This is a genomic window from Diaminobutyricibacter sp. McL0608 (genome assembly GCF_039613825.1).
Lineage (GTDB): Bacteria > Actinomycetota > Actinomycetes > Actinomycetales > Microbacteriaceae > Diaminobutyricibacter.
The window spans coordinates 1,796,667-1,821,825 of the sequence record NZ_CP154826.1 but is presented as its reverse complement, the minus strand read 5'-3'; the positions used below and the strand labels follow the sequence as shown (position 1 = coordinate 1,821,825).

The following is a 25,159-nucleotide window of genomic DNA, read 5'->3' as shown; positions in this document are numbered from 1 at the left end:
CCTACTCGAGGTAGTCGCGGAGCGACTGCGAGCGGGACGGGTGGCGCAGCTTCGCCATCGTCTTCGACTCGATCTGGCGGATGCGCTCGCGCGTCACACCGAACGTGTCACCGATCTGGTCGAGTGTCTTCGGCATCCCGTCGCCCAGCCCGAAACGCATGCGGATCACGCCGGCCTCGCGCTCGGAGAGGGAATCGAGGAGGCTCTCCAGCTGCTTCTGCAGCATGGTGAACCCGACGGCGTCCGCAGGGACGACTGCCTCGGTGTCTTCGATGAGGTCGCCGAACTCGCTGTCGCCGTCTTCGCCGAGCGGGGTGTGCAGCGAAATCGGCTCGCGGCCGTACTTCTGCACCTCGATGACCTTCTCAGGGGTCATGTCGAGTTCGCGGCTCAGCTCTTCTGGCGTGGGTTCGCGGCCGAGGTCCTGCAGCATCTGCCGCTGGACCCGGGCGAGCTTGTTGATGACCTCGACCATGTGGACGGGGATGCGGATGGTTCGTGCCTGGTCGGCCATGGCGCGCGTGATCGCCTGGCGGATCCACCAGGTGGCGTACGTGGAGAACTTGAAGCCCTTGGTGTAGTCGAACTTCTCGACCGCACGGATCAGGCCCAGGTTGCCTTCCTGAATCAGGTCGAGGAACTGCATGCCACGACCGGTGTAGCGCTTCGCGAGCGAAACGACCAGACGGAGGTTCGCTCCGAGCAGGTGGCTCTTCGCCCGCTGTCCGTCGCGCGCGACCCACCTGAGCTCGCGCTCGAGCTCCTTGGGGAGGTTGGGCGTGTTGGCGAGCTTGTCCTCGGCGAACAGTCCGGCCTCGATGCGCATCGCGAGCTCGACCTCTTCGGCCGCGTTCAGAAGTGCGACCTTACCGATCTGCTTCAGGTAGTCCTTGACAGGGTCGGCCGTGGCTCCGGTGATCGCCGCTGAGTAGACGGGGATGTCATCGTCTTCGTCGACCGCACGGAGGACGAGCGCACCAGTGGGCAGCGGCTCCTCCGGGGAGGCCGGCTTCTCTTCGTCGTCATCGCCGCCGTCGGCGTCAGCGTCGGCGTCTTCCGTCTCGGCCTTGGGGTCGACGACCTCGACCTCGGCCTCGTCGGTCTCGTCGATCTCTACGACGGCCTCGGGGTCGACCTCTTCGTCATCGTCGTCGGCGGCCTTCGCGCTCGCGCGCTTCTTCGGCTTCGCCTCGGCGACGGGAGTCGTCTTCGCGACGGGCTTCACCACCGTCTTCGCTGCAGCGCCGCGCGCGGCAGTCGTCTTCGTTCCGCTCTTGGCGGTCGCGGCCTTGCTCGTCGCGGCCGGCTTGAGGGCCGGCTTCACCGCAGCTGCGGTCGCCTCTGCGGGCGCCTCCGCCTCAACGGTCTTTGCTGGTCGGGTTGCCATGTGAACACCTTTCATACCAAGCGGAGACGGGTTCGCACTCGTGTGACACTGCCTGGCTCAGGTTGCATGCGGACATTACTAAGACCCATGTCAAGTCCTGAGTCTTTTTCGCGACGATCGTAGATACGCCGCGCCCAGGATATGAACGGGTCCGATCATCAATTATTGCACGCTTTAGGTGAGCCCCCAGCCACGGCCTTTGTCAGGCTTCACGCCCGCGCCGCCTCCACGCTTCACTCAATGCAACCCAGAGTGGTGCCACTTCTATTCCCTCTTCCCGGGCGAGTCGGCGGCGCGTGCGCCTGCGGGCGCGGACGAGGAAGACGACGCCGATGCCGATGATGACGTACTGGATCGCGAACGCCCACCTGAAGGAGTCGAGTGCGTAGAGATCGGACGGCTGGCCAGCCGCGATGTGCAGATTGTTCTCGACATCGAGCGCCACGCCGATCAGGAACATCATCACGAAACTCGCGAGGAATCCTCCGACGTTGACGATTCCGTTCGCCGATCCGAGGCTGTGCAACGGATTGGAGGTGCGGGCGAAGTCGAAACCGATGAGCGACCCCGGTCCCCCGATCCCGATGGCGACCAGAAGCAGGATGAGCAGCCAGAACGGCGGTGTGCCCGGCCAGAGCAGGACGGTCGCCCACGCGAGGCCCATCATGGCGACGATGGCGAGGACCAGGTTGCTCCGTCGTAGTGGGAACCGTGCCGTGAGCAGGCCGAGGATGGGCCCGGAGATCAGCCCGGCAACGACCATCACGATGAGAAGACCGGCCGCGAGGCTCGGGTCGATCCCCAGCCCGTAGACCATGAACGGGAAACCCCACATGAGGCTGAATACCGTGCCGGACGACTGCGTCACGAAGTGCGACCAGAATCCGAGCTGTGTGCCCGGCCGCTGCAGGCTGACGCGGAGCAGACGCAGCGACTCGGCCCAGTTCGTGGGCCGCGGTCCCTCACGAGAACCGACCGGTCGGTCGTGGATGAACGCCACGATGCCGACGAGCGCGACGACCGAAAGCGATGCCGCGCTCAGGAATGCGGTCGTCCAGCCCGACTGGTGGAGTATCAGCGCGAACGGGATGGCCGACAGAACCTGGCCCAGCTGCCCGATGTTGCCGATCCACTGGGAGAGCTGAGGGACGAGACGCCCGGTGAACCAGGAGCTCGTCAGCCGGATGAGCGAGGTGAAGATCGTGGCGTCGCCGGCCCCGACCAGGATGCGGCCGATGACGGCGATCCCGATGGTCGGCGCCAGCGCGACGGTGACCTGTCCTGCGATCATCAGGGCTGTGCCGACGGTCATCAGCCAGCGCGACCCGACCCGGTCGATGAGCACGCCGACCGGGATCTGCATGGCTGCATAGACGATGAGCTGCACGACGGCGAGCGTCGACAGGACGGATGCCGTGCTGTGGAACCGCTCGGTCGCCGCCACACCCGCGACACCAATGGTCGTGCGCTGCATCACGGCCACCAGGTAGCCGAATACACCGACCGCGAAGATCAGCCAGGATCGTCGCGAGTTCACCCTTAGAGGCTAATACGCCGGAGGAACGACCTTCGCCGGCTACGGACGGCGGGCGACGATGAACGCCTGCGGGACCTTCTCGAACGCGTCGGGTTCCCTGACGAGGCGCGCATCCGCCTCGAGTCCCGCCTCGCCGAGCTGACGCACCACAGACTCCGGAGACAGCCGCCAGGCGTCGAGGGAGATCGCATGCCCGTACGCCTGGTCGAGGTGACGCCGCTCGTCGCCGACCTGGAACGCGAGAAGGAGTCTGCCACCCGGAGCGAGCACCCGGGCGAACTCGGCGAAGACGGCCGGCAACTCCGGCGGCGGGGTGTGGATGATCGAATACCACGCGACCGCCCCGGCGAGGGACCCGCTCGCGAGGTCGAGGGCAGTGATCGTCCCTTCCGAGAACCTGAGGTCGGGATACGCGGCGCGAGCCACGGCGATCATGCCAGGCGACAGGTCGATGCCGAAGGCGTCGAGACCGAGATGGTGGAGGTGGGCGGTGATCCGTCCCGGACCGCATCCGAGATCCGCCACCGGGCCGGAGCCGTCGGCGAGCACCAGCTCGGCGAAGGTCGCGAGCATCGCGCGATCCCACGGCTTGACGCTGAGCTCGTCCTTCAGCAGTGCCGCGTAGTCGACTGCGACCGTGTCGTAGGCCGCGCGTGCGACGTCGAGGAAGGACGACCCGGCCATCCCGTTAACGCGACTGGCCGTTCTCATCGTCGCCATGGCGACGGAAGGCGAGGAAGTTCTCAAGCTCCTGGGCGATCTCGTCGGCCGACGGCAATTCGCCGTCTTCGTCCGTGAGCGGGGAGCGGAGGTTGGTGTCCTGCATATAGCTGTCGTGACGCTCTTCGAGAGCGCCGACGAGCTTACCGAGTTCGGGGTTCGATGCGACCTGTTCGTCGATGTTGGCGACGAAATCGCGGTCCTCCTGACGGAGGCGGTCGGTCGGGAAGATCAGGCCCGTGGCGGCACTGATGCTCTCGAGCGCCGTGATCGCGGCGGCCGGATATTCGGTGTCGGCGAGATAGTGCGGGACCAGCAGGATGAAACCGGCGATCGGATACGCGAGCTGCTGAAGCCGGTACTCGACGAGGTGGAGAGCGTTCGCCGGGACTTGTGTGTGCGGTTTCCAGATCGACATCGCGTCGATCAGGTCCGCGCGGTTTCCGCTCACCGTCACCCCGATCGGCCGGGTGTGAGGAACAGGCATGGGAATGGAATGCACCCAGGTGACGCCCTTGACCTTGAGCTTGTCGATCAGGCCGAGCACAGCCGTGGTGAAACGCTCCCACTGGAAATCGGGCTCGAAACCGGTGAGAAGAAGGAACGGCTGACGAAGCTCGTCGTACGCGAGATAGAGCTTGAGTGTCGCCGGCTCATAGTCGGTCAGGTGGTCCTGGTCGAAGTAGATCGTCGGGCGGCGCGCGCGGTAGTCGAGCAGGATGTCCGCGTCGAACGTCGCGACGACATCGTGGTCCAACGTGCCGAGAAGATAGGTGCCGAGCTGGGTGACGCCCGCCCCGGCATCGGCGAATCCGGTCAGGCCGGCGACCAGGTTCAACCCTTCCGGGACCTCGCGGAGGTCAGGATTGCGTTCATAGAGGTCGGCTGGGTCCTGCATGATTCAACTCTAAACGGCGCCCGCTGCGGCATTGCCGGGAACCGCGGGGTAGTGCGCACGCCGAGAGCGAACACCTGCATGCGACTACATTCGAACCATGACTGTGCCTGCACTCGCGTTCTCCGCATCCGTCCCTCCCAGCACCGATCTCGACGTGGTGGTGATCGGCGCCACGGTCACGAACGGGTCTGTCGCGCTGGTCGCCGCATCCGACTTCGGCGCGATCGCAGCGCAACTCGACGCCATCGGTTTCGGTGGAGGAAAGGACGAGCTCGTCCGGCTTCCCCGGGGAGCCGGCGAGGCGCCGGTCGCAGTGATCGGGATCCCTGCGGAACGCACTGAGGATGCGCTGCGCTATGCGGCCGGGTCGGCCATCCGCCAGCTCGCCGGATTTCAGCGGGTGGCCGTCGCCATCCCGTTCAGCGGCGACGCCGAAGCAGGCGCGCTCCTCGAGGGTGCGGCCCTCGGCGCGTACGCCTTCACGGCCTACCGGGTGTCGTCGGCCGCCTCGGTGAAAGAGCCCGTTTCGTCCGTCGTGATCGTCGGAGACGTGGCGGATGCGGATGCGCTGGTCACACACGCGACAGCCGTCGCCGAGGCCGTCACTCTCGTGAAGGACCTGGTCAACACTCCCCCATTGGACCTGTACCCGGCCTCTCTGGCCAGGGCCGCGGCGGACAGCAGTGAAGGCCTTCCCGTCGACGTCACCATCTGGGATGAGGCGGCGCTCGAAGCGGAAGGATTCGGCGGAATCCTCGGGGTGGGCCAGGGGTCGACCCGCGGTCCACGCCTCGTGAAGGTCGCGTATTCGCCGGCCGGTGCAGGCAAGCACCTCGCATTGGTCGGAAAGGGAATCACCTTCGACACCGGGGGCCTTTCGCTGAAGCCGCCGACCGGGATGGTCGGCATGAAATACGACATGACCGGCGCGGCGACGGTTCTGGCCGTCACCCTCGCGGCGGCGCAGCTCCAGCTTCCGGTGCGCGTCACCGCGTGGCTGTGCATCGCCGAGAACATGCCCTCGGGCAACGCCATCCGCCCGAACGACGTGCTCCGCATCCGCGGCGGCAAGACGGTCGAGGTGCTGAACACGGACGCCGAAGGGCGTCTCGTCATGGCCGACGGCCTCGTCGCCGCGAGTGAAGAGCATCCCGACGCCATCGTGGACGTCGCGACCCTGACCGGGGCTGCGATGGTCGCGCTCGGCACGCGCTACGCGGCCGTCATGGGCGATGACGCGTTCGTCGGGCAGGTCGTCGACGCCGCCACGGCGACCGGCGAACTGCTCTGGCCGATGCCCCTCCCGGGCGAATTGCGCGCGACGATCAACTCGGACATCGCCGACATCGCGAACGCTAACCCGGGAAACACAGCGGGGGGAATGTTGCTCGCCGGCGTGTTCCTCCAGGAATTCGTCGGAACCAACGGAGACGGCGATGACGCCGCGCGCATCCCCTGGGCGCACCTCGACATCGCAGGACCGGCGAAGGGCCCGGCCGCCCCCTACGGATTCACCGGCAAAGGTCCGTCCGCCGTCAGCGTACGCGCGCTCATCCGTCTGGCCGAGGACTTTTCGCGACAGTAGTAAGGTCGTAGAGGCAAGAAATTCTTGCCTTTCAACGCCTGCCCCCGAGTTACCACTCAAGGGCAGGGTCGTGTCACGAATCCTGATGCGCGAGGGAGTAGCTGGGTGTCTGAGCAGAACTTTGACATTGTGGTGCTCGGCGGTGGGAGCGGAGGCTACGCGGCAGCATTGCGCGCGAGCGAGCTCGGTTTCACTGTCGGCATGATCGAGAAGGACAAGGTCGGAGGCACCTGTCTTCACCGGGGTTGCATCCCCACGAAGGCCCTGCTCCACGCGGCGGAGGTCGCGGATTATTCGCGTGAGTCGTCGAAGTACGGCATCAACACGACGTTCGAGGGCATCGACATCGCCGGTGTCACGACGTATCGCGAGGGCATCGTCGCCAAGAAGTACAAGGGCCTCCAGGGTCTGGTGAAGGCGCGCGGCATCACGGTCATCGAAGGCACCGGCCGCCTGATCTCCCCCACCACCGTCCAGGTGGGCGACGACACGATCGTCGGCAAGAACGTGATTCTCGCAACGGGTTCGTACTCGCGCTCGCTTCCCGGTCTCGAGATCGGCGGACGTGTCATCACGAGCGAGCAGGCGCTCGAGCTCGACTTCGTACCGAAGAAGGTCGCTGTGCTCGGCGGCGGTGTCATCGGCGTGGAGTTCGCCAGCGTCTGGAAGTCGTTCGGCGCCGAGGTCTCCATCATCGAGGCACTGCCTCACCTGGTCCCCAACGAAGACGAAGCGATCAGCAAGGCGCTCGAGCGCGCGTTCCGCCGCCGCGGGATCGACTTCCGCCTCGGCGTCCGCTTCCAGGGTGTCACCCAGAACGACGACGGCGTCGTCGTCACGCTGGAGAACGGCGACACCGTCGAGGCAGAGCTCCTGCTCGTCGCGGTCGGCCGTGGCCCGTTGACGGCCGACCTCGGCTACGAAGAGGTCGGCGTCACCATGGACCGCGGGTTCGTCATCACGAACGAGCGACTCGCCACCAACATCCCGGGTGTCTTCGCCGTCGGCGACATCGTTCCCGGCCTCCAGCTCGCGCACCGCGGCTTCCAGCAGGGCATCTTCGTCGCCGAGGAGATCGCGGGCCTCAACCCCGTCGTGATCCCCGACGTGAACATCCCGAAGGTCACCTACTGCGACCCCGAGGTCGCTTCGGTCGGTCTCAGCGAGTCGCGCGCCGTCGAGCAGTACGGCGCCGACAACGTTTCGAGCTACGACTACAGCCTCGCAGGCAATGGCAAGAGCGAGATCATCGGCACCTCCGGTTCGGTCAAGGTCGTTCGCGTGAACGACGGCCCGGTCGTCGGCGTGCACATGATCGGCGCCCGCGTCGGCGAACTCATCGGCGAAGCCCAGCTCGCCGTGAACTGGGAGGCCTACCCCGAGGACATCGCCCCGCTGGTTCACGCGCACCCCACGCAGAACGAGTCTCTCGGCGAGGCGTTCCTGTACCTCGCGGGCAAGCCGCTCCACACCCTGTAATCCGGCGACTCGCGCCCCGGACCTGCAATAAGCTACTGAACGAAATTGGTTTTGAAGGAGACAACGTCATGAGCGAATCCGTCAGCCTCCCGGCACTCGGTGAGAGTGTCACGGAAGGCACGGTCACCCGCTGGTTGAAGAACGTAGGGGACCGTGTCGAGGTCGACGAGCCCCTGCTCGAGGTATCGACCGACAAGGTCGACACCGAGATCCCCTCCCCTGTGGCAGGTGTGATCGAGGCGATCCTCGTGCAGGAGGACGAGACCGTCGAGGTCGGCACTGCGCTCGTAACGATCGGTGACGGATCCGGTGGAGGCGAGGCCCCGGCCGCGCCCGCTGCCGAAGCCGCTCCGGCCGAAGCCCCGGCTGCGCCCGCTGAGCCTGAGGCCGCTCCGGCCGAGCCTGCTGCTGCTCCCGAGGCACCGGCGCCGGCCGCTGAAGCCCCTGCTGCCCCCGCAGAGCCTGCTCAGGCGCCCGCAGAGGCTCCCGCCGAGCCGGTAGCGACTCCCGCACCGGCAGAGCCCGTCGCGGCTCCCGCACCGGTCGCCGAGGCGCCCGTCGTGCCCGAGCCGGTCGCGGCCGAGCCGGTGGCGGCGCCCGCCGCCGAGGCACCGGCTGCGCCGGAGCCCGTAGCGGCACCGGCACCTGCCGCGGAGGCTGCACCTGTCGCTGCTCCCGCCGCTCCCGCTCCTGCCGCAGCACCGACCGGCGCGCACGTCGGTTCCGGCTACGTCACCCCGATTGTTCGCAAGCTCGCCAACGAGCAGGGCGTCGACCTGTCGAACGTGACGGGAACCGGTGTCGGTGGCCGTATTCGCAAGCAGGACATCCTCGACGCGGGCACGCCCTCGACTCCTGCGCCTGCAGAGGCGCCCGTCGCTGCCCCCGCTCCGCTGGAGGTCTCGCCTCTTCGCGGCACGACGCAGCCGATGTCACGGCTGCGCAAGGTCGTTGCCGAGCGCGCAGTCCTTTCCATGCAGTCGTCGGCACAGCTCACGACCGTCGTCGAGGTCGATGTCACCAAGGTCGCTGCTCTGCGCGACCGGGTGAAGGCCGACTTCGTGGCCAAGACGGGCGTGAAGCTCTCGTTCCTGCCGTTCTTCGGACTCGCTGCAGCCGAAGCGCTGAAGGCGTACCCGGTCATCAACGCGACAATCGACGGCGACTCGATCGTCTACCCCGACCACGAGAACATCTCGATCGCGGTCGACACTGAGCGCGGTCTCCTCACCCCGGTCGTTCGCAACGCCGGTGACCTCGACATCGCCGGTCTTGCTCGCGAGATCGCAGATCTGGCGGAGCGTACGCGCGAGAACCGCCTGAAGCCGGACGAGCTCGCGGGGGGAACCTTCACGCTGACGAACACCGGCTCGCGCGGCGCGCTGTTCGACACCCCGGTGGTCTTCCTTCCTCAGGTGGCGATCCTGGGAACGGGCATCGTTTCCAAGAAGCCTGTCGTCGTGACCGCTGACGGCTCGGACTCGATCGCGATCCGCTCGACCGTGTACCTGGCCCTGTCGTACGACCACCGCATCGTGGACGGTGCCGACGCCGCACGCTTCCTGGTCGCGGTGAAGAACCGCCTCGAGGGCGGCGCATTCGAACCGAACCTCGGAATCTAGTCGCGGACTAGTTCTCGAAGAGCTCTCGCAGCCTCCACCCGGCCTCGCCCCTGACGATCAGGAGCGAGGCCGGTTTGGTCTGCGTCGACTTCCGAGCCGAGTCCGAGGATGTGCTGGGCGTCAGCGCGACAAGTGCAGCATCGCCCATGCGTTCCAGGAGCGAGACCTCGTAGTCGCGGTAGTCCCGCTCGCTCGCTGCGCCGGCCGACACAGCCACCCTCAGCTCGGCACGGTCGATCGCATCCATGGCCGAACCGGGCTGGAGTAGCGCATCGAGGCAATCCCCGTTGAGCGGCGTCGCTGAAAAGCACGCAAGGCGCGCGCGCAACAGCCGATCCGCGGCGTCGACAGGGTCTTCGTCCGGGCCCGGGTCCGTCGTGCCGTGACCAGTATCGCCGGGCGTCGGCAGAGGATGGGCCGGTGCAGTCGGTTGCGACTCCGTCCCAGGCGTCTCGCCGGCCGACAATGGCGTCCAAGTACCCGACACCGGCGCGGGCGCCGACCGGGACTGCTCATTGCTCTGCGGTGCACCCACCACGACGGCAACGGTCGTGGCAGCGAGTGCGATGCATCCTGCCGAGTAGATCACGAGCCTGCGTTTCTCGCGCAGCCGACGCCGGATTGCCGCACCATCCACGCGATCATGCCAGGTGCGAAAGGCGCCGACCGATTCACGCCTGCCCTCGGCCCGTTGACGAGTGTCGTCGGCGGTCGAATCGGCGCCGTGCACCACCGGCCCACCCGGCGGAACCAGCAGCACGGGCTCCGGACGACCGATCGCGAACACGTCGGCCTCGAGCTGCTCCCAGCCCGCGGAGTCGGCAGCCTGGGGCAGTGCGGACTTCGCCAACGCGGCCAACTCCTCCGCCTCCGGGACGATCACCGGATCGCCGACTGCGCGGGCGACAAGACGGACGATCTCCCGAAAGCCGTCGGTGTCCGGTGTCTGGATGATGGACGCTCCGGCTTTCGTCTCAAGGGATGACGCGTGCGACAGCCCGACGATGATAGGCCTGCCATCCGCCGCGAACATCACCTTCGAGGCCGAGAGCGAACCGTGGGCATAACCTTCCCCGTGAATCGCCCGGAGCGCGCGCAGCACGGAGACGACGATCGTCACGGCTTCACCCAGCCGGACGAATTCTCTCCGCGCCAGGAGCTCCGCGAGAGTTCCGCCTGCCACGTACTCGAGCAGGAGCGTCGTCGATCCGGGTCCGAGAGTGCGGAGCAGCGCGACGACGTGCGGCGACCGCACGGCAGCCAGCACCCGGTCCTCTCGTGTCGGACGAGCATCCTTTCCGGAGAATCGGGCGACCTTCAGTGCGGTGCGTGGCGCGTCGAGCGGCCCGAAGGGGTCGGCGTCGATCGGAACCGCGAGGCACACGCGAGATGTTCCGCCGTCTCCGAGGTCCCGGAGGACCCGCAATCCGGCCCTGGCCGCTTCCGCGTCGACCCGCAACTCCAGTTGCGCCTTGGACTCCAGTGTTTCTCGTTCACGACGCATCCTCATCCACCCATCGCATCGCAGTCGGCGGTCCGGACACGGGTCCGCATCCGAAACCGTGGATGGATGCCAGCGACCTCCTGCTGGGGAGGAGCCGTCGAAGGAAGGTGCCGACGTAATTCTTGTACTCAGTCCATTTAGTCCGAATCGGCCTTGAAGTGCGCATAGACTGAGGCAGTGATCGACTTCGTCGCCACGGGGCTAAGCGCCAACTCCGTGCCGTATCTCGAGGCTCTTCAGCAGCAGCGTGACCTTCACGCGGCCGTCGTTGCGGGCCGGGCGCCAGACACCGTCATCCTCCTCGAGCACCCGTCGGTGTACACCGCCGGCAAGCGCACCGAGGACTCTGAACGGCCGACAGACGGCACGCCCGTCATCGATGTCGACCGTGGGGGCAAGATCACCTGGCATGGGCCTGGGCAGCTCGTCGGCTACCCGATCCTGCACCTCGCCGAACCGATCGACGTCGTCGACTACGTGCGCCGCCTCGAAGGGATGCTGATCGACGTGCTCGCGACGCTCGGCGTCCCCGGGGTACGTGTCGAGGGACGATCGGGAGTGTGGATCGTCGGCGACGGACCGGACCGCAAGATCGCAGCCATCGGCATCCGTGTCGCCGAGGGGGTGACGATGCACGGTTTCGCACTGAACTGCTCCAACGGTTTCGAGGCGTACGGCCACATCGTCGCGTGCGGCATCCGCGACGCCGGGGTCACCTCGATCAGCGAGGTCCTCGGGCGCACGGTGACGCCGAGCGATATCGTTCCGCTCATCACGGACGCGTTCGTACGCGTCTTCGGAAACGCAGAACTGGAGACCGTGGCATGACGGCAGCGCCCGAAGGACGCCGGATGCTCCGGCTCGAGATTCGCAACGCAGAGACCCCCATCGAACGCAAACCCGAGTGGATCAAGACCAAAGCCAAAATGGGGCCCGAGTTCCGCCAGCTGCAGGCGCTCGTGAAGAGCGAAGAGCTCCACACGGTCTGCCAGGAGGCCGGCTGCCCCAATATCTACGAGTGCTGGGAAGACCGCGAAGCGACCTTCCTGATCGGCGGTTCGCAGTGCACGCGGCGCTGCGACTTCTGCCAGATCGACACGGGCAAGCCCGCCGACTACGACACGGATGAGCCCCGTCGTGTCGCTGAGTCGGTCGCTCAGATGAGCCTGAGGTACGCCACCGTCACGGGTGTGGCGCGTGACGATCTGCCGGATGAGGGCTCCTGGCTCTACGCGGAGACCATCCGGGAGATCCACCGCCAGAGCCCTGGCACGGGAGTCGAGATCCTGGTTCCCGACTTCTCGGGCAACCCCGAATACCTCGGCGAGGTCTTCGGCGCCCATCCGGAAGTCTTCGCCCACAACGTGGAGACGGTGCCGCGCATCTTCAAGCGCATCCGGCCGGCGTTCCGCTACGACCGCTCGCTCGACGTGATCACCCAGGGACGCAACGCGGGCCTGATCACGAAGTCGAACCTGATCCTCGGGATGGGTGAGGAGCGTTCCGAGGTCAGCCAGGCGCTGCAGGACCTGCACGACGCCGGAACCGACATCATCACGATCACCCAATACCTGCGTCCCAGCCCCCGACACCTGCCGGTCGCCCGCTGGGTGCACCCGGAGGAATTCGTCGAACTGAAACATGAAGCCGAGGAGATCGGCTTTCTCGGTGTTCTCGCAGGTCCGCTGGTCCGGTCGTCGTATCGCGCGGGTCGTCTGTGGGCGCAGTCCATGCTCGCGAAGGGGCGCGAAGTTCCCGAAGGCCTCAGGCATCTGGCGGATGCGTCCCTCGGCTTCGCCCAGGCCGTCTCCTGAACGCGAACACGGTCACGGCACGGCCGAACGAGTCGGTATCCTAGAGACTATGGCACGCAGCAAGGACACGTCCGCGACGAAGGAACCAGGCCGTCTCAAGCAGATGTGGCAGGTGTTCCAGATGACCCGCCGCTACGACTCCCGTGCGCTGCTCTACATCGTGGGTGGATTCTCGCTCCCGATCATCGCCGGCGTCCTGCTCGCGATCTTCCTGTCCGACGGCAGCGTCTTCACGATGGTGCTGTGGATCGTCGCCGGTGTACTGGCCGGTGTGCTGCTCGCCCTGATCATTCTGGGTCGGCGAGCGGAACGCGCGGCCTATTCGCAGATCGAGGGTCAGCCCGGGGCCGTCGGCGCCGTGCTGCGGAGTTCCCTGCGCAAGAGTTGGCGCGGGTCGGAGATGCCAGTCGCCGTCAACGGCAAGACGCACGATGCGGTCTACCGCGCCGTGGGCCGCGGAGGCGTCGTCCTCATCAGCGAAGGTCCGCAGTCGCGGACGGGGCGAATGATCGATGAGGAGCGCCGCCGCGTGACTCGCGTGCTGCCCAACGTGCCGGTGACCACGATCAGCGTCGGGCCCGATGCCGACTCCGTCCCGCTGCACAAAGTCCCCCGTGCACTCACGCGAATCAAGCCGACACTGACCAAGGCCGAGGTTCTGGCCATCAGCAACCGGCTGAGCTCGCTCGGCTCTCCGATGCCCATCCCGAAGGGCGTCGATCCTCTCAAGGTACGTCCGCAGCGCTCCCGGTAACCTTTCTTGCGCGGCGCTACAGGCGCAGCAACACCGTTCCGGCGATCTTGTCGTGGAATCCGCGCTGGTCTGAATCCCAGATCAGTGCCGGCACGACGATCGCGAGGAGCAGGGTACGCACGATCGGCCGCCAGACACCGATCCATCCACCCTTGAGTGCGACGACCCGCAACCCGAGCAACCGGTGACCGATGCTGCCGCCGATGGTCGGGATGAACACGATCTGCATGAGCACGAAGATGCCGAGGTTCGCCCAGGGGTCATTGTGGAAGAACGGCCACCCGATGAGGATCGCAAGACCCCAGTCGATCACCAGGGCGATGATGCGCCTGCCAGGGCGGGCTATCGATCCTCGTCCCTCGTCTGGGAAACCGAGGCGCTCCCCCGGATAACGACTGGGAGCCATATCCCCGAAGCGGGCAGGCTGGGCATTCTGGCTTGGCACCCCCTGAGTTTACCGGCCCCGAGTACGCGTAACATGTTGGAAACATTAGCGACACCGCAGGGAAACCCCCTCCCCATACCCTCAGAGAGCGGGCCGCAGGTGCGGTCCGTCCCGTTCCAAGCCATTGGGAGTCCTCCGCATGTTCCGTGATTCTTCCGAGGTGCTCAAGTTCATCAAGGACACTGACGTCAAGTTCCTTGATATCCGTTTCACCGACCTTCCCGGTGTCCAGCAGCACTTCAACATCCCCGCCTCAACCGTTGATGAAGAGTTCTTCTCCGTCGGCCAGCTTTTCGACGGCTCGTCCATCCGCGGCTTCGCGTCGATCCACGAGTCCGACATGCAGCTCATCCCCGACGTGTCCACTGCCTACATCGACCCGTTCCGGGTGGAGCGAACCCTCATCATGGTGTTCGACATCTACAACCCGCGCAACGGTGAGATCTACGCGAAGGACCCGCGCCAGGTCGCCAAGAAGGCCGAGAAGTACCTGGCCTCCACGGGGATCGCGGACACGGCCTTCTTCGCGCCCGAGGCCGAGTTCTACATCTTCGACGACGTGCGCTACGAGGTGAAGCAGAACTCGAGCTTCTACTCGGTGGACTCCGAGGAAGGCGCTTGGAACTCCGGACGCGAAGAGGAGGGCGGAAACCTCGCCAACAAGACTCCGTACAAGGGCGGATACTTCCCGGTCAGCCCCGTCGACAAGCAGGCCGATCTGCGTGACGACATCTCGCTCAAGCTGATCGACGCCGGTCTCATCCTCGAGCGCGCACACCACGAGGTCGGCACCGGCGGTCAGGCGGAGATCAACTACCGCTTCGACACGATGGTGCACGCGGCAGACGACATCCTGAAGTTCAAGTACATCGTCAAGAACACGGCGAACCAGTGGGGCAAGACGGCGACGTTCATGCCGAAGCCCCTGTTCGGCGACAACGGTTCGGGCATGCACACCCACCAGTCCCTCTGGAACGACGGCAAGCCGCTGTTCTACGACGAGGCCGGCTATGGCGGCCTGTCCGACATCGCCCGCTGGTACATCGGCGGACTCCTGGCGCACGCTCCCGCGGTGCTCGCCTTCACGAACCCGACGGTGAACTCGTACCACCGCCTGGTTCCGGGCTTCGAGGCTCCGGTCAACCTGGTCTACTCGGCCGGCAACCGTTCGGCGTCGATCCGCATCCCGATCACGGGCACCAACCCGAAGGCGAAGCGCATCGAGTTCCGCGCGCCGGACGCCTCGGGCAACCCCTACCTCGCCTTCGCCGCCCAGCTCATGGCCGGCCTCGACGGAATCAAGAACCGCATCGAGCCGCACGAGCCGGTCGACAAGGACCTGTACGAGCTGCCGCCCGAGGAGGCCAAGAGCATCCCCCAGGTGCCCGGCACCCTCGCCGAGGTGCTCGACGCACTCGAGGCCGACCACGACTTCCTGCTCGCGGGTAACGTGTTCACCCCGGAGCTCATCGAGACGTGGATCGACTACAAGCGCGAGAAGGAGATCAAGCCTCTCGCGCAGCGTCCGCACCCGTTCGAGTACGAGCTCTACTACGGCGTGTAATCACCAGTAGCGCGAAAAGCCCCGGTCAGGATGTCCTGGCCGGGGCTTCGCGTTTGTCAGGCCTTGCGAGGAAGACCGAGGAAGTTCACGAGGATCTCCTCCCAGTTCTGGGCGGTGCCGGTGAAGGTGCCCTCCTCGGAGTTCGACTGGATGTCGTAGAACTCCCCTGTGCGTGTGATCAGGACTTCGTAATCAGCGTTCCCTGCGACTGTGACGGTCATCGTGTCCGCGTCGACCTGTGTGAGGGTATAGCCGGCGTCCGCCGTCTTCCATTCGGTCGACGAGCCGTTGTCCAGCGGCAGGACGGGTGGGGTTGCCGCATCCGGATCCAGCGCCCGCAAGCGGAACGCGACAGGCTGGGTCTCCGCCGCGTCCTCGACTGGCAGATCGGTCGGCGGGTCGTAGATCATCCCGTCTGGGAAGATCACGAGCGGCGGAAGGGTGTCCACCACGCGAGAATCGTGGTCGGGTCTGCCCTCGAACGAGATCACGTAAGTCATGTCCGCACTCTATCCGTAGGTTCCAGCCCGCGCGACAGTCCGTCAGTGCATCACTCCCACGAGTTCAGCGAGCGGCACGACCGCGCCGTCGCCTGGACCGACAGGAAGGCGGCCCATCGTGTAGACCGTCCATCCTGCAGCACTCCACGCTTCGGCGTCCAGGCAGTTCCGGGCGTCGATGACTACCCGCGAGGTGACCAGTGCTCCCAGCTTGACGGCGTTCGCAGAGGTGAACTCGGGCCACTCCGTGAGAACGAGCACCACATCCGCTCCGCTTACGGCCTCCTCGGTGGACTGGGCGTACCCGAGCGTCGGGAACATCCGTCGCGCGGTGGCTCCCGCCTGCGGATCGAAGACGACGGCCTGTGCCCCGCGCAGGTGCAGCGCAGCGGCGACGTTGAGCGCGGGCGAATCCCGCACATCATCGGTGAACGGTTTGAAGGCAGCACCGAGGATGCCGACCCGGCGATTCAGGACCGAGCCGCCGCACGCCGCCAAGGTCTGGTCGATCACCCGCTGACGCTGGCCCATGTTGATCTCGTCCACCTGTTGCAGCAGACGACCGGCCGAGTGCGCGCCGAGCTCGGCTGAGCGATGCATGAGAGCGCGGATATCCTTCGGCAGGCAGCCGCCTCCGAAGCCGAGACCGGCGTTCAGGAACTGCCTGCCGATTCGGCGATCGTGGCCCAGCGCATCCGCCAGCTGACCGACATCGGCACCGGCCGCGTCGCACACTTCGGAGATCGCGTTGATGAACGAGATCTTCGTCGCCAGGAACGCGTTGGCGCTCACCTTGACGAGTTCGGCGGTCGCGAGGTCGACGACGAGCACAGGAGTTCCGTCAGCGATCGGCCGCGCGTAGATCGTCCGGAGTTCTGCTTCGGATTCCACTCCCGTGCCGCCGAAGACCAGGCGATCGGGTGAGAGGGTGTCCTCGACCGCCTTGCCCTCGCGAAGGAATTCCGGGTTCCAGACGAGTTCTGCACGAATTCCCTCGGGAAGCGCATCCGCCATTACCTCCCTCAGCCGTGCGGCAGTTCCCACCGGCACCGTCGATTTGCCGACGATGAGACCATCGTGAGTCAGGCTCGCAGCAACAGCGCGCACGGCGCTTTCGACGTAGCCGAGGTTCGCGCCGAAGCTGGTCGAGAGTTGCGGCGTTCCGACGCAGATGAAATGCACGTCGGCGAGGGCGACCGCTTCGGCAAGGTCCGCGGTGAACCGCAGCCGGCCACTGCGGACATGCTTGGCGATGAGCTCGGGAAGACCAGGCTCGTAGAACGGAAGGCGACCCCGCTGGAGCGCGTCGACCTTCTGGTGGTCGGAGTCGACGCCGGCCACGTCGAAGCCGAGTTCGGCCATTGCCGCCGCGTGCGTCGCGCCGAGGTAGCCGGTGCCGATCACGCTGATCCGAGGCTGCGGGACCACTGGTCCTCCGACCGTTCGCTCGCGTTTTGCTGTCATGCTCATGTCGCTTTCCTCCTTCGCGGGTCCTACCGAGCTGGTATGAGTGTGAAATCGTCTTCGGGCCGAGTCAGGCCGGTGATGAATGCCTGCAGGGAATCGGATCGTGAATCGATCCGCCAGTCGTTGGTCGATCTCTCGCCCCCGACGTAGCTGGTGATGGCCAGGTTGAACCACGAGAACCCGATGACGTCCGAGTTCTTCGGGTCGGCGAAGCCGTCGAAGAAGCTCTTCACCCAGGTCGGTTTGTGTCCGTCGGTCTCCGAGGCGCCGACCTCGGCGAGGATGATCGGCTTCTTCGTGAGCGCCCTCAGCTGACCGAGGCTCGTGTCGAACGTGTAGCCGAAAGTGAAGTTGTTGCCCGCGCGATACGGCGGGCGCAAGTAGCCGGACAGGCCCACCCAGTCGACGTAGGCGTCGCCTGGGTACAGGCTCGCGAGATACTGCTGGCTGGCGTGCGAGCTGGGCTGCAGGTTATTGACGATGTTCGGTGCCCATACCCAGATCACGAGCGCGTTGGCACCCTCCTGCTGGAAGATGTCGTGCACATGCCGCCACATCTTCACGTAGTCACCGACACGGTTTCCGTTGATCGCCTTGTTCGAGCCGTTCAGCTCCGACCACGGATACCAGGTGCCGTTCATCTCATGGTCGAGCCTGATCGCCAGCGGCAAGCCGGTAGCCACGATTGCTTTGGCGTACTGGTGGAGATACGTGTCGAACGTACCCGGGATCCCTTTGGCGGGGTCGCCGATGATCTTTGGAAGCGAATAGTCCGGCGCGGAGTTCGAGTTGTTTCCCGCGGAGATCGGCCGGGACTCCCACGTCATCATCGGCAATCGGCCCTGGGCCCAGGCGCGAGTGACGGCGTTGGCGCGGTAGTTCTCATCCCAGCCGCTGAAGTAGCCGACGAGGTTCGGTTGCACGCCGATCTTCGCGCTGGTCGAGTCGAAGGTCGCCCAGTTGAACGGCGCCTGCTCGGTGTACATGCCGAAGTAGCGTTTCGCCGGTGCGAGGAGCTGCGCGCGGCTCGGTGCGGTGATCGCCGCGACAGTCGTGCCGGATTCCCCCGATGCTCCCGTGCTGCCTGAATGACCGGCCCCGCTCCCGGCTGCCTGGTCCGCGCCGCCCGTGGAGGAGTGCGACTGCGAACGCGCGAGCGCCTGCTCGGCGGCGATCATCTTCTGCTGGGCGACGGCGAGCTTCTTCGCATTCGCCGCTTGTGCGGCGACGGATGCCGCGGTCACCTTCTCAAGCTTCTTGGACTGCTCGTAGATGGTCACGTTCGCGACAGTCAGCTTCTTCCTGAGGTCTTCGTTCTCTGCGCTCAGCGGGTTGATGGCGCTTGCGCCCGTCACCGCCGCCCGGTGAACCGGGCTCGACGGAGACGCCCAGACGAAATAGGAGATAGAGGCCAGGACCAGGGCGAGGACGGTCAGAGCGGCGGTCGTCACACGGGCGTTGGTCTTGCTTCGCGCCCACCAGATGGTTTCAGACAAGGATCATCGCCTCCAAGGCCAGAATCGCGATACCGATGAGGTACGGGATGAGGGCCAGCGGGTTGAAGTGAGGGCGCGTCCTCCGGACCCGCCGGGCGGTGTGGGTGACATTCCTGGCCGTCGGAGCCGCGACGACAGGTAGGGCGGCGGTACGAACCAGGATGGAACCGTCCCCCGGCGAGCGGTCCAGCGGACGCTCGGGGTCCTCGGCACCGAAACTCGGCGCCGCACTCATCTCGCCGACGTCGAGCGGACCGAGGGTCGTCTCGGAGGACCCGCCCGCGTATGCGCCGGCCCGGGTACCCCACCCACTGGCGTGGGCCATTCGAAAGAACCCGAGGAGGCGGATGGGCATCAGGAAGAACGTCGAAATGATGATGAAGAACGGCAGCCGAAAGAAGTCCGTAGGCTTCTCGGACAGGTGCCTGATCTGGCGGATTGACATGCTGATCACCGACGAAGCGATCATCAGGGCCACGACGGTCAGGACGCCTGCCTGTACGCCGTAAGTGGCGAGGAAGCCCTCGTAGAAGTTGTAGCCCTGGCCCGTCAGCGATCGATAGATCCAACCGCCCATTACCCCGGCGAGAAGGAACGGGAGGATGATGTCGGTCAGGAAGAAGAACGCGAGCACCGGCGCATGACTGAGCATCCACGGAAGCATGCGCAGCGTGTTGTACTGACTTCCGCGCGCCCAGCGAAGTTGCTGCTTGAAGAGCTTCTTCACCTTGAGCGGGGCATCCGTGTAGACGAGACTTGTGTGCTGGTACACGGTGCGGTAGCCCTCCTTGAGCGTGAGGTTGGTGAGGGTCCGGTCGTCTGAGACCTCGAGGAAGACACCGAGGAACCTCTCATTCATGAACTTCTCCATGACGCGCATCATGATCGAGCGGCGGAACGCGATCGTGCGCCCTGGAAGGCATCCGACCTGTCCGAGGACGCTCTGTGCCGGCATCGAATAGAGAGCACGCGAATTCTCGAGCCAGTCGGCCCAGCGAGTGATGAGGCTGCGGGCCGGTTCGAGGATGCGCTGTTTGGTTGTCACACCGCCGACGCGCGAATCCGCGAACGGCTTCACCAGCTCCCGGAGGGTTCCCGTGGTCCACACGGTGTCGGAGTCGACGAGCACAGTGATCTCACCCGTGGAGAGCTTCGTGCCGATCATCACGGCGTTGCGCTTGCCCGGGATGGGGGTGTGGACCCAGCGCACGAGGGGCGCGAATTCGCCGCACACCTCGACGAGTCCGGGGTTGGGGGCGCCGTTGATGACCACGATGATCTCTCCGGGACGCTGCTCGACCATGCGGCCGAGCACGTCTCTGAAGAGGTCCAGGGGCTCGTCGACGACGGGCACGACCACGCTCGTCGTGACGGCGAAGTCGTCGAGATACGGCCGGTAGCGACTCGAGAGGACGACCTTCAGGAGCCACAGGAACCAGATGAACGCGGAGTACACCGCGAAGAGGTAGAGCTCGGGATTACCGCCGAGCATGTGGCGAATCTGGAGTAGAAAGATGAACACGGCCGCACCTGCTTTCGCAGAATCGGGGGTGGCATCCACATCATTGAGGACTCGTTGGGAATCGGTGCCCCCAGTATGGGTGTCGCTGAGGTCGACCTTCAACCCCTTCGCGATCATCGCGATCGGTCCGGCTCGGGCGAGATCGTCGAACCGCCGGCCGGGTGTAGCCGACTGTCTGTCCGCCGGAGTGAGGACATCCGCGTGAACGCTCGGCTGCCACCTCCCGATCGGGCGAGTGGCCGAGGTATCGCCTGTTCAGGAGAGGTTTTGACGCGACGGTGATGCTGTTTCACCGGGCTGTTCACACGGGCACTGGGTTACACGAGACGGCCGCGGCAGTCTCCTTCGGATACGCTCAGCTTCGCGCTCTTGATCGCGATCGATGCCCGGCCAGAATTTACATGGCCGACACATCGGGTTCATCTCGGCGTCAAGCGGTGGATGGTGTGGGCCGCTCCACCTTGCCGTAGAACGACCGCTCGAAGACGGCCCGCGCCCGTCGCGTCACGGCGAGGTAGTCCTGTTCGAGTGCGCTGGCCGAGCCGGGCGGATACTCGAGAAGGCGCGCGACACCGTCGAGTTGCACACGGTCGACGGGGAGCACGTCTGCCGTCTTGTTCGACCACAACGTCATCGCTGATCGCGCACGCGACGCGAAGATCCACGCCTCTCGCAGGCGACCCGCATCCGGCTCCGACACGAGCTCGGCGTGGGCCGCGACAGCCAGCGCTTCGAGCGTCGAAGTGGTGCGCAATGCCGGGAATCCGGCCGCGTGCTCGAGCTGGATGAGCTGCACGAACCATTCGACATCGCTCAGGGACCCTCGTCCGAGTTTGAGATGACGTGTTGGGTCGGCCCCCTGCGGCAGCCGTTCGTTCTCGACCCGTGCCTTGATGCGGCGGACCTCGCGGACGGCCTGCTCGCTGATCTCAGCGGGGTAGCGCACCTCGTCGGCGAGCGTCGTGAAATCGTCGAGCAATGCTGTGTCGCCTGCCACGCCACGGGCACGCAGGAGCGCCTGCGCCTCCCAGGTGAGCGACCAGCGCTCGTAGTAGGCCCGATAGGAGTCGAGCGAGCGCACGGAAGGCCCGTTCTTGCCCTCCGGGCGCAGCCCGATATCTAGATCGAGGGGCAGACGGTTGTCCTCGGTGAGACGACCGAGTTCGCTCACGATGGCTTTCGCCGTGGTGTGGGCTGCGTCGAGGTCGGACTCGCCCGCACGGAAGACGTACATGACGTCGGCGTCCGAGCCGAACCCGAGCTCGCGTCCGCCGAAACGGCCCATCCCGATCACCGCGAATTCGATGCTGCGGCCGTCAGCGCGTTCCTGTCGGATCGCCTCCAGAACGCCGGAGATGACGTTCTCGGTAACGTCCGTCAGGCCCAATGCGAGTTCGTCGACAGTGCAGAAACCCAGAATGGCGGAGAACGCCAGACGCAGGACTTCACGTCTGCGCGCCGCCCTCAACGCTGCGGCCGCGGCTTCCGCGGAGGAATGACGTGCCAGGATGGCGCGGGTCTCCTCGTGCAGCAGTGCAGCCGGCCGGGGCCGAAGCTCCTCTTCCGACTCCAGCCAGGCCACCGACTCGGGGATGCCGCCGAGCAACTCCCCGGCGAACCGGGAGCCCGACAGTACGCGCGTGAGACGTTGGGCCGCACCGGAAGCATCCCGCAGCATCCGAAGGAACCAGTGGGTGGAACCGAGGTCTTCACTGAGGCGCCGGAAGGTCAGAAGGCCGTAGTCAGGATCGGCGCCGTCGGCGAACCATTGAAGCATCACCGGGATCAGGGTGCGCTGGATGGCGGCCCGGCGGGATACACCGCCGGTCAGCGCACCGATGTGGACCAGGGCGCCGCGTGGGTCGCGGAAACCGATCGCTGCCAGTCGCGCCTCGGCCTGCGCGCTCGTGAGGTTGAGTCCCTCGTTCGGAAGAGCGGCGACCGCGCTCAGAAGCGGTCGGTAGAACAGGCGCTCGTGCAGGCCGCGGACGCGGTGCTTGATCGCGAGCCAGCGATCCTCAAGCTCTACGGCCCCGGAGGCGAGTCCTGTCGCGCGGGCCAGTACCCGCACATCGCCTTCGTCGCGCGGCATGAGGTGGGTGCGCCGCAGGTACCGAAGCTGCAGCCGGTGCTCCATGAGCCGGAGTGTCCGGTAGTCGCGTGAGAAGTCGGCGGACTCACCCCGGCCGATGTACCCCTGGGCGGCCAGTGCCGAAAGGGCTGGAAGGGTGCCCGCCTGCCGGACGCGGTCGTCGAGCTGGCCGTGCACCAGCTGGAGGAGCTGCACGGTGAACTCGATGTCGCGCAAGCCCCCTGGGCCGAGTTTGAGCTGATACTCCACCTCGTCGTCCGGAATGTTGTCTGTGACGCGTTCGCGCATCCGCTGCACGGATTCGACGAAGTTCTCCCGGGATGCGCTCGCCCAGACTTTGGGAGCGAGGGCCTCGATGTAGCGCGCACCGAGACCGGGGTCGCCGGCCAGCGGACGTGCCTTCAGGAGCGCCTGGAACTCCCAGCCCTTCGCCCAGCGGTCGTAGTAGGCGATGTGCGACTCCAACGTGCGCACGAGTGCGCCGTCCTTGCCCTCCGGCCGAAGGTTGGGATCGACCTCCCAGAGCCCCGGCTCGAGTGCCGGCGCATCGATGCCGCGCATCATCACGACGGCAAGACGGGTGGCGATATCGACCGCTCGACCTGACGACACGCCCGCAGCCTCATCGCCCTCGGCGACGAAGATCACGTCGACGTCACTGACGTAGTTGAGTTCGCGTGCGCCCGCCTTGCCCATCCCGATGACGGCGAATCGGGTGGCGCGCACCTCGGCTTCGGGGAAACGGCCCGGTCCCGACCCGCTCGTCATACGGCGGGCGACGGCGAGCGATGCTTCGATGGCGGCCGCAGCGAGGTCGGACAGCGTCTCTGCGACCGCGTCCAGCCCATCGACCGGGTCCGACTGTTCGAGGTCGTAGCTTGCGATCTCTGCGAGTCGGCGCCGGTAGCGCACGCGCAGTCTCGTCCACGCCTCTTCGTCGACGAGTTCAGCGAGTCCATCCGTCGCGCCGACAGCGTCGAGGAGATCAGCCCGGAGCTCGTCAGCCGTCGGCAGCGTCTCGACCGGCCTTGCAAGACAGGCCAGCTCGGCCGGCTGCCTGACGAAGAACTCGGCGAGACCCGAGGATGCACCGATGACCCGCAGGATGCGCTGTGCGTCAACCGCCCGCTCGAAGAACGGCCTCACCCGGTCGGGCACCCGTCGGAGAAGCGTGAGGGCCTCAGTCAGCGCGGAATCGGGTTCAGCGGACACCGCGAAACTTCCCAGCAGGGTCTCTGCGGGAAGTGCCGACAGATCGGACAGCTCCTCGAGACGCTCCCCCGCCTTGCCGAGGTCGACGAACCCGGCTCGCGCCAGGGCCGTCAGGGTGAGCTGCTCGCGCGTCATCGAAAGGACTGCCGGTGAGGGTCGCGCCTAGAGGATTTCGAGGTTCGTCTGCAGCTCGTACGGGGTGACCTGTGCACGATAGGCCTGCCATTCCTGCCGCTTGTTGAGCAGGACGTAGTTGAATACCTGCTCTCCGAGCGTCTCGGCGACCAGTTCGGACTCCTCCATCAGCTGGATGGCGTGGTCGAGGCTCGCCGGCAACTGGTTGTAGCCCAGCGCACGTCGTTCGGTGTCGCTCAGGGCCCAGACGTTGTTCTCGGCCTCGGGCGGAAGCTCGTAGCCTTCTTCGATGCCCTTGAGGCCTGCGGCCAGCATCAGTGAGAACGACAGGTACGGGTTGGCCGCGGAATCGATCGCGCGGTACTCGACCCTCGAGCTCTGGCCCTTGTTCGGCTTGTAGAGCGGGACACGGACGAGAGCGGACCGGTTGTTGTGGCCCCAGCACACGAAGCTCGGCGCCTCGTCGCCGCCCCACAGCCGCTTGTAGGAGTTGACGAACTGGTTCGTCACCGCTGTGATCTCAGGCGCGTGCCGGAGAAGACCCGCGATGAACTGACGGCCGATCTTCGACAGCTGGTACTGCGCACCGGCTTCGAAGAAAGCGTTCGTGTCACCCTCGAAGAGCGACATGTGCGTGTGCATCCCCGACCCTGGGAAACCGGACAGCGGCTTCGGCATGAAGGTCGCGTACACGCCCTGCTCGATCGCCACCTCCTTGATCACCGTGCGGAAGGTCATGATGTTGTCGGCCGTCGTCAGCGCATCGGCGTAACGGAGGTCGATCTCGTTCTGGCCCGGGCCGGCTTCGTGGTGGCTGAACTCGACCGAGATCCCCAGGTCTTCGAGCATCCGTACCGAACGACGGCGGAAGTCGTGAGCGGTGCCCCCGGGGACGTTGTCGAAATATCCTGCGGAGTCCACCGGCTCGGGTCCCTCCGGACCGAACTGCGACGACTTGAGCAGGTAGAACTCGATCTCGGGATGCGTGTAGAACGTGAACCCGCGGTCAGCAGCCTTTTCGAGGGTGCGCTTCAGCACGTTGCGCGGATCGGACACCGAGGGCTGACCGTCGGGAGTCGTGATGTCGCAGAACATGCGCGCAGTCGGGTCGACCTCGCCGCGCCAGGGAAGGATCTGGAACGTCGTGGGGTCGGGATGCGCGAGAAGGTCGGATTCGAACGCACGCGTCAATCCCTCGATCGCCGAGCCGTCGAAACCAAGGCCCTCGGCGAATGCGCCCTCGACCTCGGCCGGCGCGATCGCGACGGACTTCAGCGTGCCGACGACGTCGGTGAACCACAGCCGCACGAACTTGATGCCACGTTCCTCGATCGTGCGAAGAACGAAGTCGCGCTGCTTGTCCATCCTGCCCCTTTCGTCAGCCCTCCTAGGTTACTGGGTGAGCAGCCCAAATCGTGCCGAACCG

At 66.0% G+C, this 25,159-nt stretch carries 19 protein-coding genes; 7 read left to right on the top strand and 12 right to left on the bottom strand.

What is annotated here, in order from left to right; all coding sequences use genetic code 11:
- Position 1 precedes the first annotated feature (1 nt).
- From AAYO93_RS08605 to AAYO93_RS08590, 4 genes are all read right to left on the bottom strand, one after another.
- Positions 2-1,387: an RNA polymerase sigma factor gene (locus tag AAYO93_RS08605; RefSeq protein WP_345764567.1), complete on the bottom strand. Its 1,386-nt coding sequence runs from the start codon at positions 1,385-1,387 to the stop codon at positions 2-4.
- A gap of 202 nt (positions 1,388-1,589) precedes the next feature.
- On the bottom strand, positions 1,590-2,924 hold the full coding sequence (locus AAYO93_RS08600) for an MFS transporter (RefSeq protein WP_345764566.1): 1,335 nt from the start codon (positions 2,922-2,924) through the stop codon (positions 1,590-1,592).
- 39 nt (positions 2,925-2,963) lie between these two features.
- A complete protein-coding gene (locus tag AAYO93_RS08595; protein WP_345764565.1) occupies positions 2,964-3,608 on the bottom strand; it encodes a class I SAM-dependent DNA methyltransferase in 645 nt (214 codons plus the stop codon).
- 4 nt (positions 3,609-3,612) lie between these two features.
- Positions 3,613-4,542, bottom strand: a complete 930-nt coding sequence (locus AAYO93_RS08590; RefSeq protein WP_345764564.1) for a proteasome assembly chaperone family protein — start codon at positions 4,540-4,542, stop codon at positions 3,613-3,615.
- Positions 4,543-4,639: 97 nt separating this feature from the next.
- Between AAYO93_RS08590 and AAYO93_RS08585 the strand changes: the two genes are divergently transcribed.
- The 3 genes from AAYO93_RS08585 (at position 4,640) to sucB (ending at position 9,228) form a co-directional block, all read left to right on the top strand.
- Entirely contained in the window at positions 4,640-6,127 is a 1,488-nt protein-coding gene (locus AAYO93_RS08585) for a leucyl aminopeptidase (protein WP_345764563.1), read from the top strand.
- A 105-nt stretch (positions 6,128-6,232) separates the two neighbouring features.
- On the top strand, positions 6,233-7,606 hold the full coding sequence (gene lpdA, locus AAYO93_RS08580) for a dihydrolipoyl dehydrogenase (protein ID WP_345764562.1): 1,374 nt from the start codon (positions 6,233-6,235) through the stop codon (positions 7,604-7,606).
- A 68-nt stretch (positions 7,607-7,674) separates the two neighbouring features.
- Positions 7,675-9,228, top strand: a complete 1,554-nt coding sequence (sucB, locus tag AAYO93_RS08575) for a 2-oxoglutarate dehydrogenase, E2 component, dihydrolipoamide succinyltransferase (RefSeq protein WP_345764561.1) — start codon at positions 7,675-7,677, stop codon at positions 9,226-9,228.
- A gap of 7 nt (positions 9,229-9,235) precedes the next feature.
- Here sucB and AAYO93_RS08570 read toward each other — a convergent pair whose 3' ends face one another.
- Positions 9,236-10,732, bottom strand: coding sequence for a protein kinase domain-containing protein (locus AAYO93_RS08570; RefSeq protein WP_345764560.1), 1,497 nt, complete (start codon positions 10,730-10,732; stop codon positions 9,236-9,238).
- A 177-nt stretch (positions 10,733-10,909) separates the two neighbouring features.
- Between AAYO93_RS08570 and lipB the strand changes: the two genes are divergently transcribed.
- Genes lipB through AAYO93_RS08555 form a run of 3 tightly spaced genes read left to right on the top strand, consistent with a single transcriptional unit; the run spans position 10,910 to position 13,300 of the window.
- The gene (gene lipB / locus AAYO93_RS08565; RefSeq protein WP_345764559.1) at positions 10,910-11,560 is read left to right on the top strand and encodes a lipoyl(octanoyl) transferase LipB; all 651 of its coding nucleotides are present in this window, start codon (positions 10,910-10,912) and stop codon (positions 11,558-11,560) included.
- Positions 11,557-12,546 (top strand): lipoyl synthase, encoded by a 990-nt coding sequence (gene lipA, locus AAYO93_RS08560; protein ID WP_345764558.1) that lies wholly within the window; start codon positions 11,557-11,559, stop codon positions 12,544-12,546. The genes lipB and lipA overlap by 4 nt, the downstream gene beginning before the upstream one ends.
- Before the next feature lie 49 nt (positions 12,547-12,595).
- Entirely contained in the window at positions 12,596-13,300 is a 705-nt protein-coding gene (locus AAYO93_RS08555; protein ID WP_345764557.1) for a DUF4191 domain-containing protein, read from the top strand.
- Positions 13,301-13,316: 16 nt separating this feature from the next.
- On the opposite strand, the gene AAYO93_RS08550 is transcribed toward AAYO93_RS08555, so the two are convergent.
- A complete protein-coding gene (locus tag AAYO93_RS08550; protein ID WP_345764849.1) occupies positions 13,317-13,706 on the bottom strand; it encodes an RDD family protein in 390 nt (129 codons plus the stop codon).
- Positions 13,707-13,884: 178 nt separating this feature from the next.
- Between AAYO93_RS08550 and glnA (AAYO93_RS08545) the strand changes: the two genes are divergently transcribed.
- Entirely contained in the window at positions 13,885-15,309 is a 1,425-nt protein-coding gene (gene glnA / locus AAYO93_RS08545; RefSeq protein WP_345764556.1) for a type I glutamate--ammonia ligase, read from the top strand.
- A gap of 56 nt (positions 15,310-15,365) precedes the next feature.
- On the opposite strand, the gene AAYO93_RS08540 is transcribed toward glnA (AAYO93_RS08545), so the two are convergent.
- The 6 genes from AAYO93_RS08540 to glnA (AAYO93_RS08515) all read right to left on the bottom strand — a co-directional run bounded on the left by AAYO93_RS08540 (position 15,366) and on the right by glnA (AAYO93_RS08515) (position 25,098).
- Positions 15,366-15,809 (bottom strand): hypothetical protein, encoded by a 444-nt coding sequence (locus AAYO93_RS08540; protein WP_345764555.1) that lies wholly within the window; start codon positions 15,807-15,809, stop codon positions 15,366-15,368.
- A 42-nt stretch (positions 15,810-15,851) separates the two neighbouring features.
- Positions 15,852-17,273, bottom strand: a complete 1,422-nt coding sequence (locus AAYO93_RS08535) for a UDP-glucose dehydrogenase family protein (protein ID WP_434056681.1) — start codon at positions 17,271-17,273, stop codon at positions 15,852-15,854.
- A 29-nt stretch (positions 17,274-17,302) separates the two neighbouring features.
- Complete coding sequence (locus AAYO93_RS08530; RefSeq protein WP_345764553.1) at positions 17,303-18,772, bottom strand: glycoside hydrolase family 26 protein; 1,470 nt, start codon at positions 18,770-18,772, stop codon at positions 17,303-17,305.
- A complete protein-coding gene (locus AAYO93_RS08525; protein WP_345764552.1) occupies positions 18,765-20,294 on the bottom strand; it encodes a glycosyltransferase in 1,530 nt (509 codons plus the stop codon). The genes AAYO93_RS08530 and AAYO93_RS08525 overlap by 8 nt, the downstream gene beginning before the upstream one ends.
- 430 nt (positions 20,295-20,724) lie before the next feature.
- Positions 20,725-23,733 (bottom strand): bifunctional [glutamine synthetase] adenylyltransferase/[glutamine synthetase]-adenylyl-L-tyrosine phosphorylase, encoded by a 3,009-nt coding sequence (locus tag AAYO93_RS08520; protein ID WP_345764551.1) that lies wholly within the window; start codon positions 23,731-23,733, stop codon positions 20,725-20,727.
- Positions 23,734-23,760: 27 nt separating this feature from the next.
- Positions 23,761-25,098, bottom strand: a complete 1,338-nt coding sequence (gene glnA / locus AAYO93_RS08515; protein ID WP_345764550.1) for a type I glutamate--ammonia ligase — start codon at positions 25,096-25,098, stop codon at positions 23,761-23,763.
- Positions 25,099-25,159 lie beyond the last annotated feature (61 nt).

What these genes read in the sequence shown, in the direction of transcription:
- AAYO93_RS08605 (WP_345764567.1), bottom strand. Translation starts at nt 1,387, where the DNA reads ATGGCAACCCGACCAGCAAAGACCGTTGAGGCGGAGGCGCCCGCAGAG.
- AAYO93_RS08595 (WP_345764565.1), bottom strand. Translation starts at nt 3,608, where the DNA reads ATGGCCGGGTCGTCCTTCCTCGACGTCGCACGCGCGGCCTACGACACG.
- AAYO93_RS08590 (WP_345764564.1), bottom strand. Translation starts at nt 4,542, where the DNA reads ATGCAGGACCCAGCCGACCTCTATGAACGCAATCCTGACCTCCGCGAG.
- AAYO93_RS08585 (WP_345764563.1), top strand. Translation starts at nt 4,640, where the DNA reads ATGACTGTGCCTGCACTCGCGTTCTCCGCATCCGTCCCTCCCAGCACC.
- sucB (WP_345764561.1), top strand. Translation starts at nt 7,675, where the DNA reads ATGAGCGAATCCGTCAGCCTCCCGGCACTCGGTGAGAGTGTCACGGAA.
- AAYO93_RS08570 (WP_345764560.1), bottom strand. Translation starts at nt 10,732, where the DNA reads ATGCGTCGTGAACGAGAAACACTGGAGTCCAAGGCGCAACTGGAGTTG.
- lipA (WP_345764558.1), top strand. Translation starts at nt 11,557, where the DNA reads ATGACGGCAGCGCCCGAAGGACGCCGGATGCTCCGGCTCGAGATTCGC.
- AAYO93_RS08555 (WP_345764557.1), top strand. Translation starts at nt 12,596, where the DNA reads ATGGCACGCAGCAAGGACACGTCCGCGACGAAGGAACCAGGCCGTCTC.
- AAYO93_RS08550 (WP_345764849.1), bottom strand. Translation starts at nt 13,706, where the DNA reads ATGGCTCCCAGTCGTTATCCGGGGGAGCGCCTCGGTTTCCCAGACGAG.
- glnA (WP_345764556.1), top strand. Translation starts at nt 13,885, where the DNA reads ATGTTCCGTGATTCTTCCGAGGTGCTCAAGTTCATCAAGGACACTGAC.
- AAYO93_RS08540 (WP_345764555.1), bottom strand. Translation starts at nt 15,809, where the DNA reads ATGACTTACGTGATCTCGTTCGAGGGCAGACCCGACCACGATTCTCGC.
- AAYO93_RS08535 (WP_434056681.1), bottom strand. Translation starts at nt 17,273, where the DNA reads ATGACAGCAAAACGCGAGCGAACGGTCGGAGGACCAGTGGTCCCGCAG.
- AAYO93_RS08520 (WP_345764551.1), bottom strand. Translation starts at nt 23,733, where the DNA reads ATGACGCGCGAGCAGCTCACCCTGACGGCCCTGGCGCGAGCCGGGTTC.
- glnA (WP_345764550.1), bottom strand. Translation starts at nt 25,098, where the DNA reads ATGGACAAGCAGCGCGACTTCGTTCTTCGCACGATCGAGGAACGTGGC.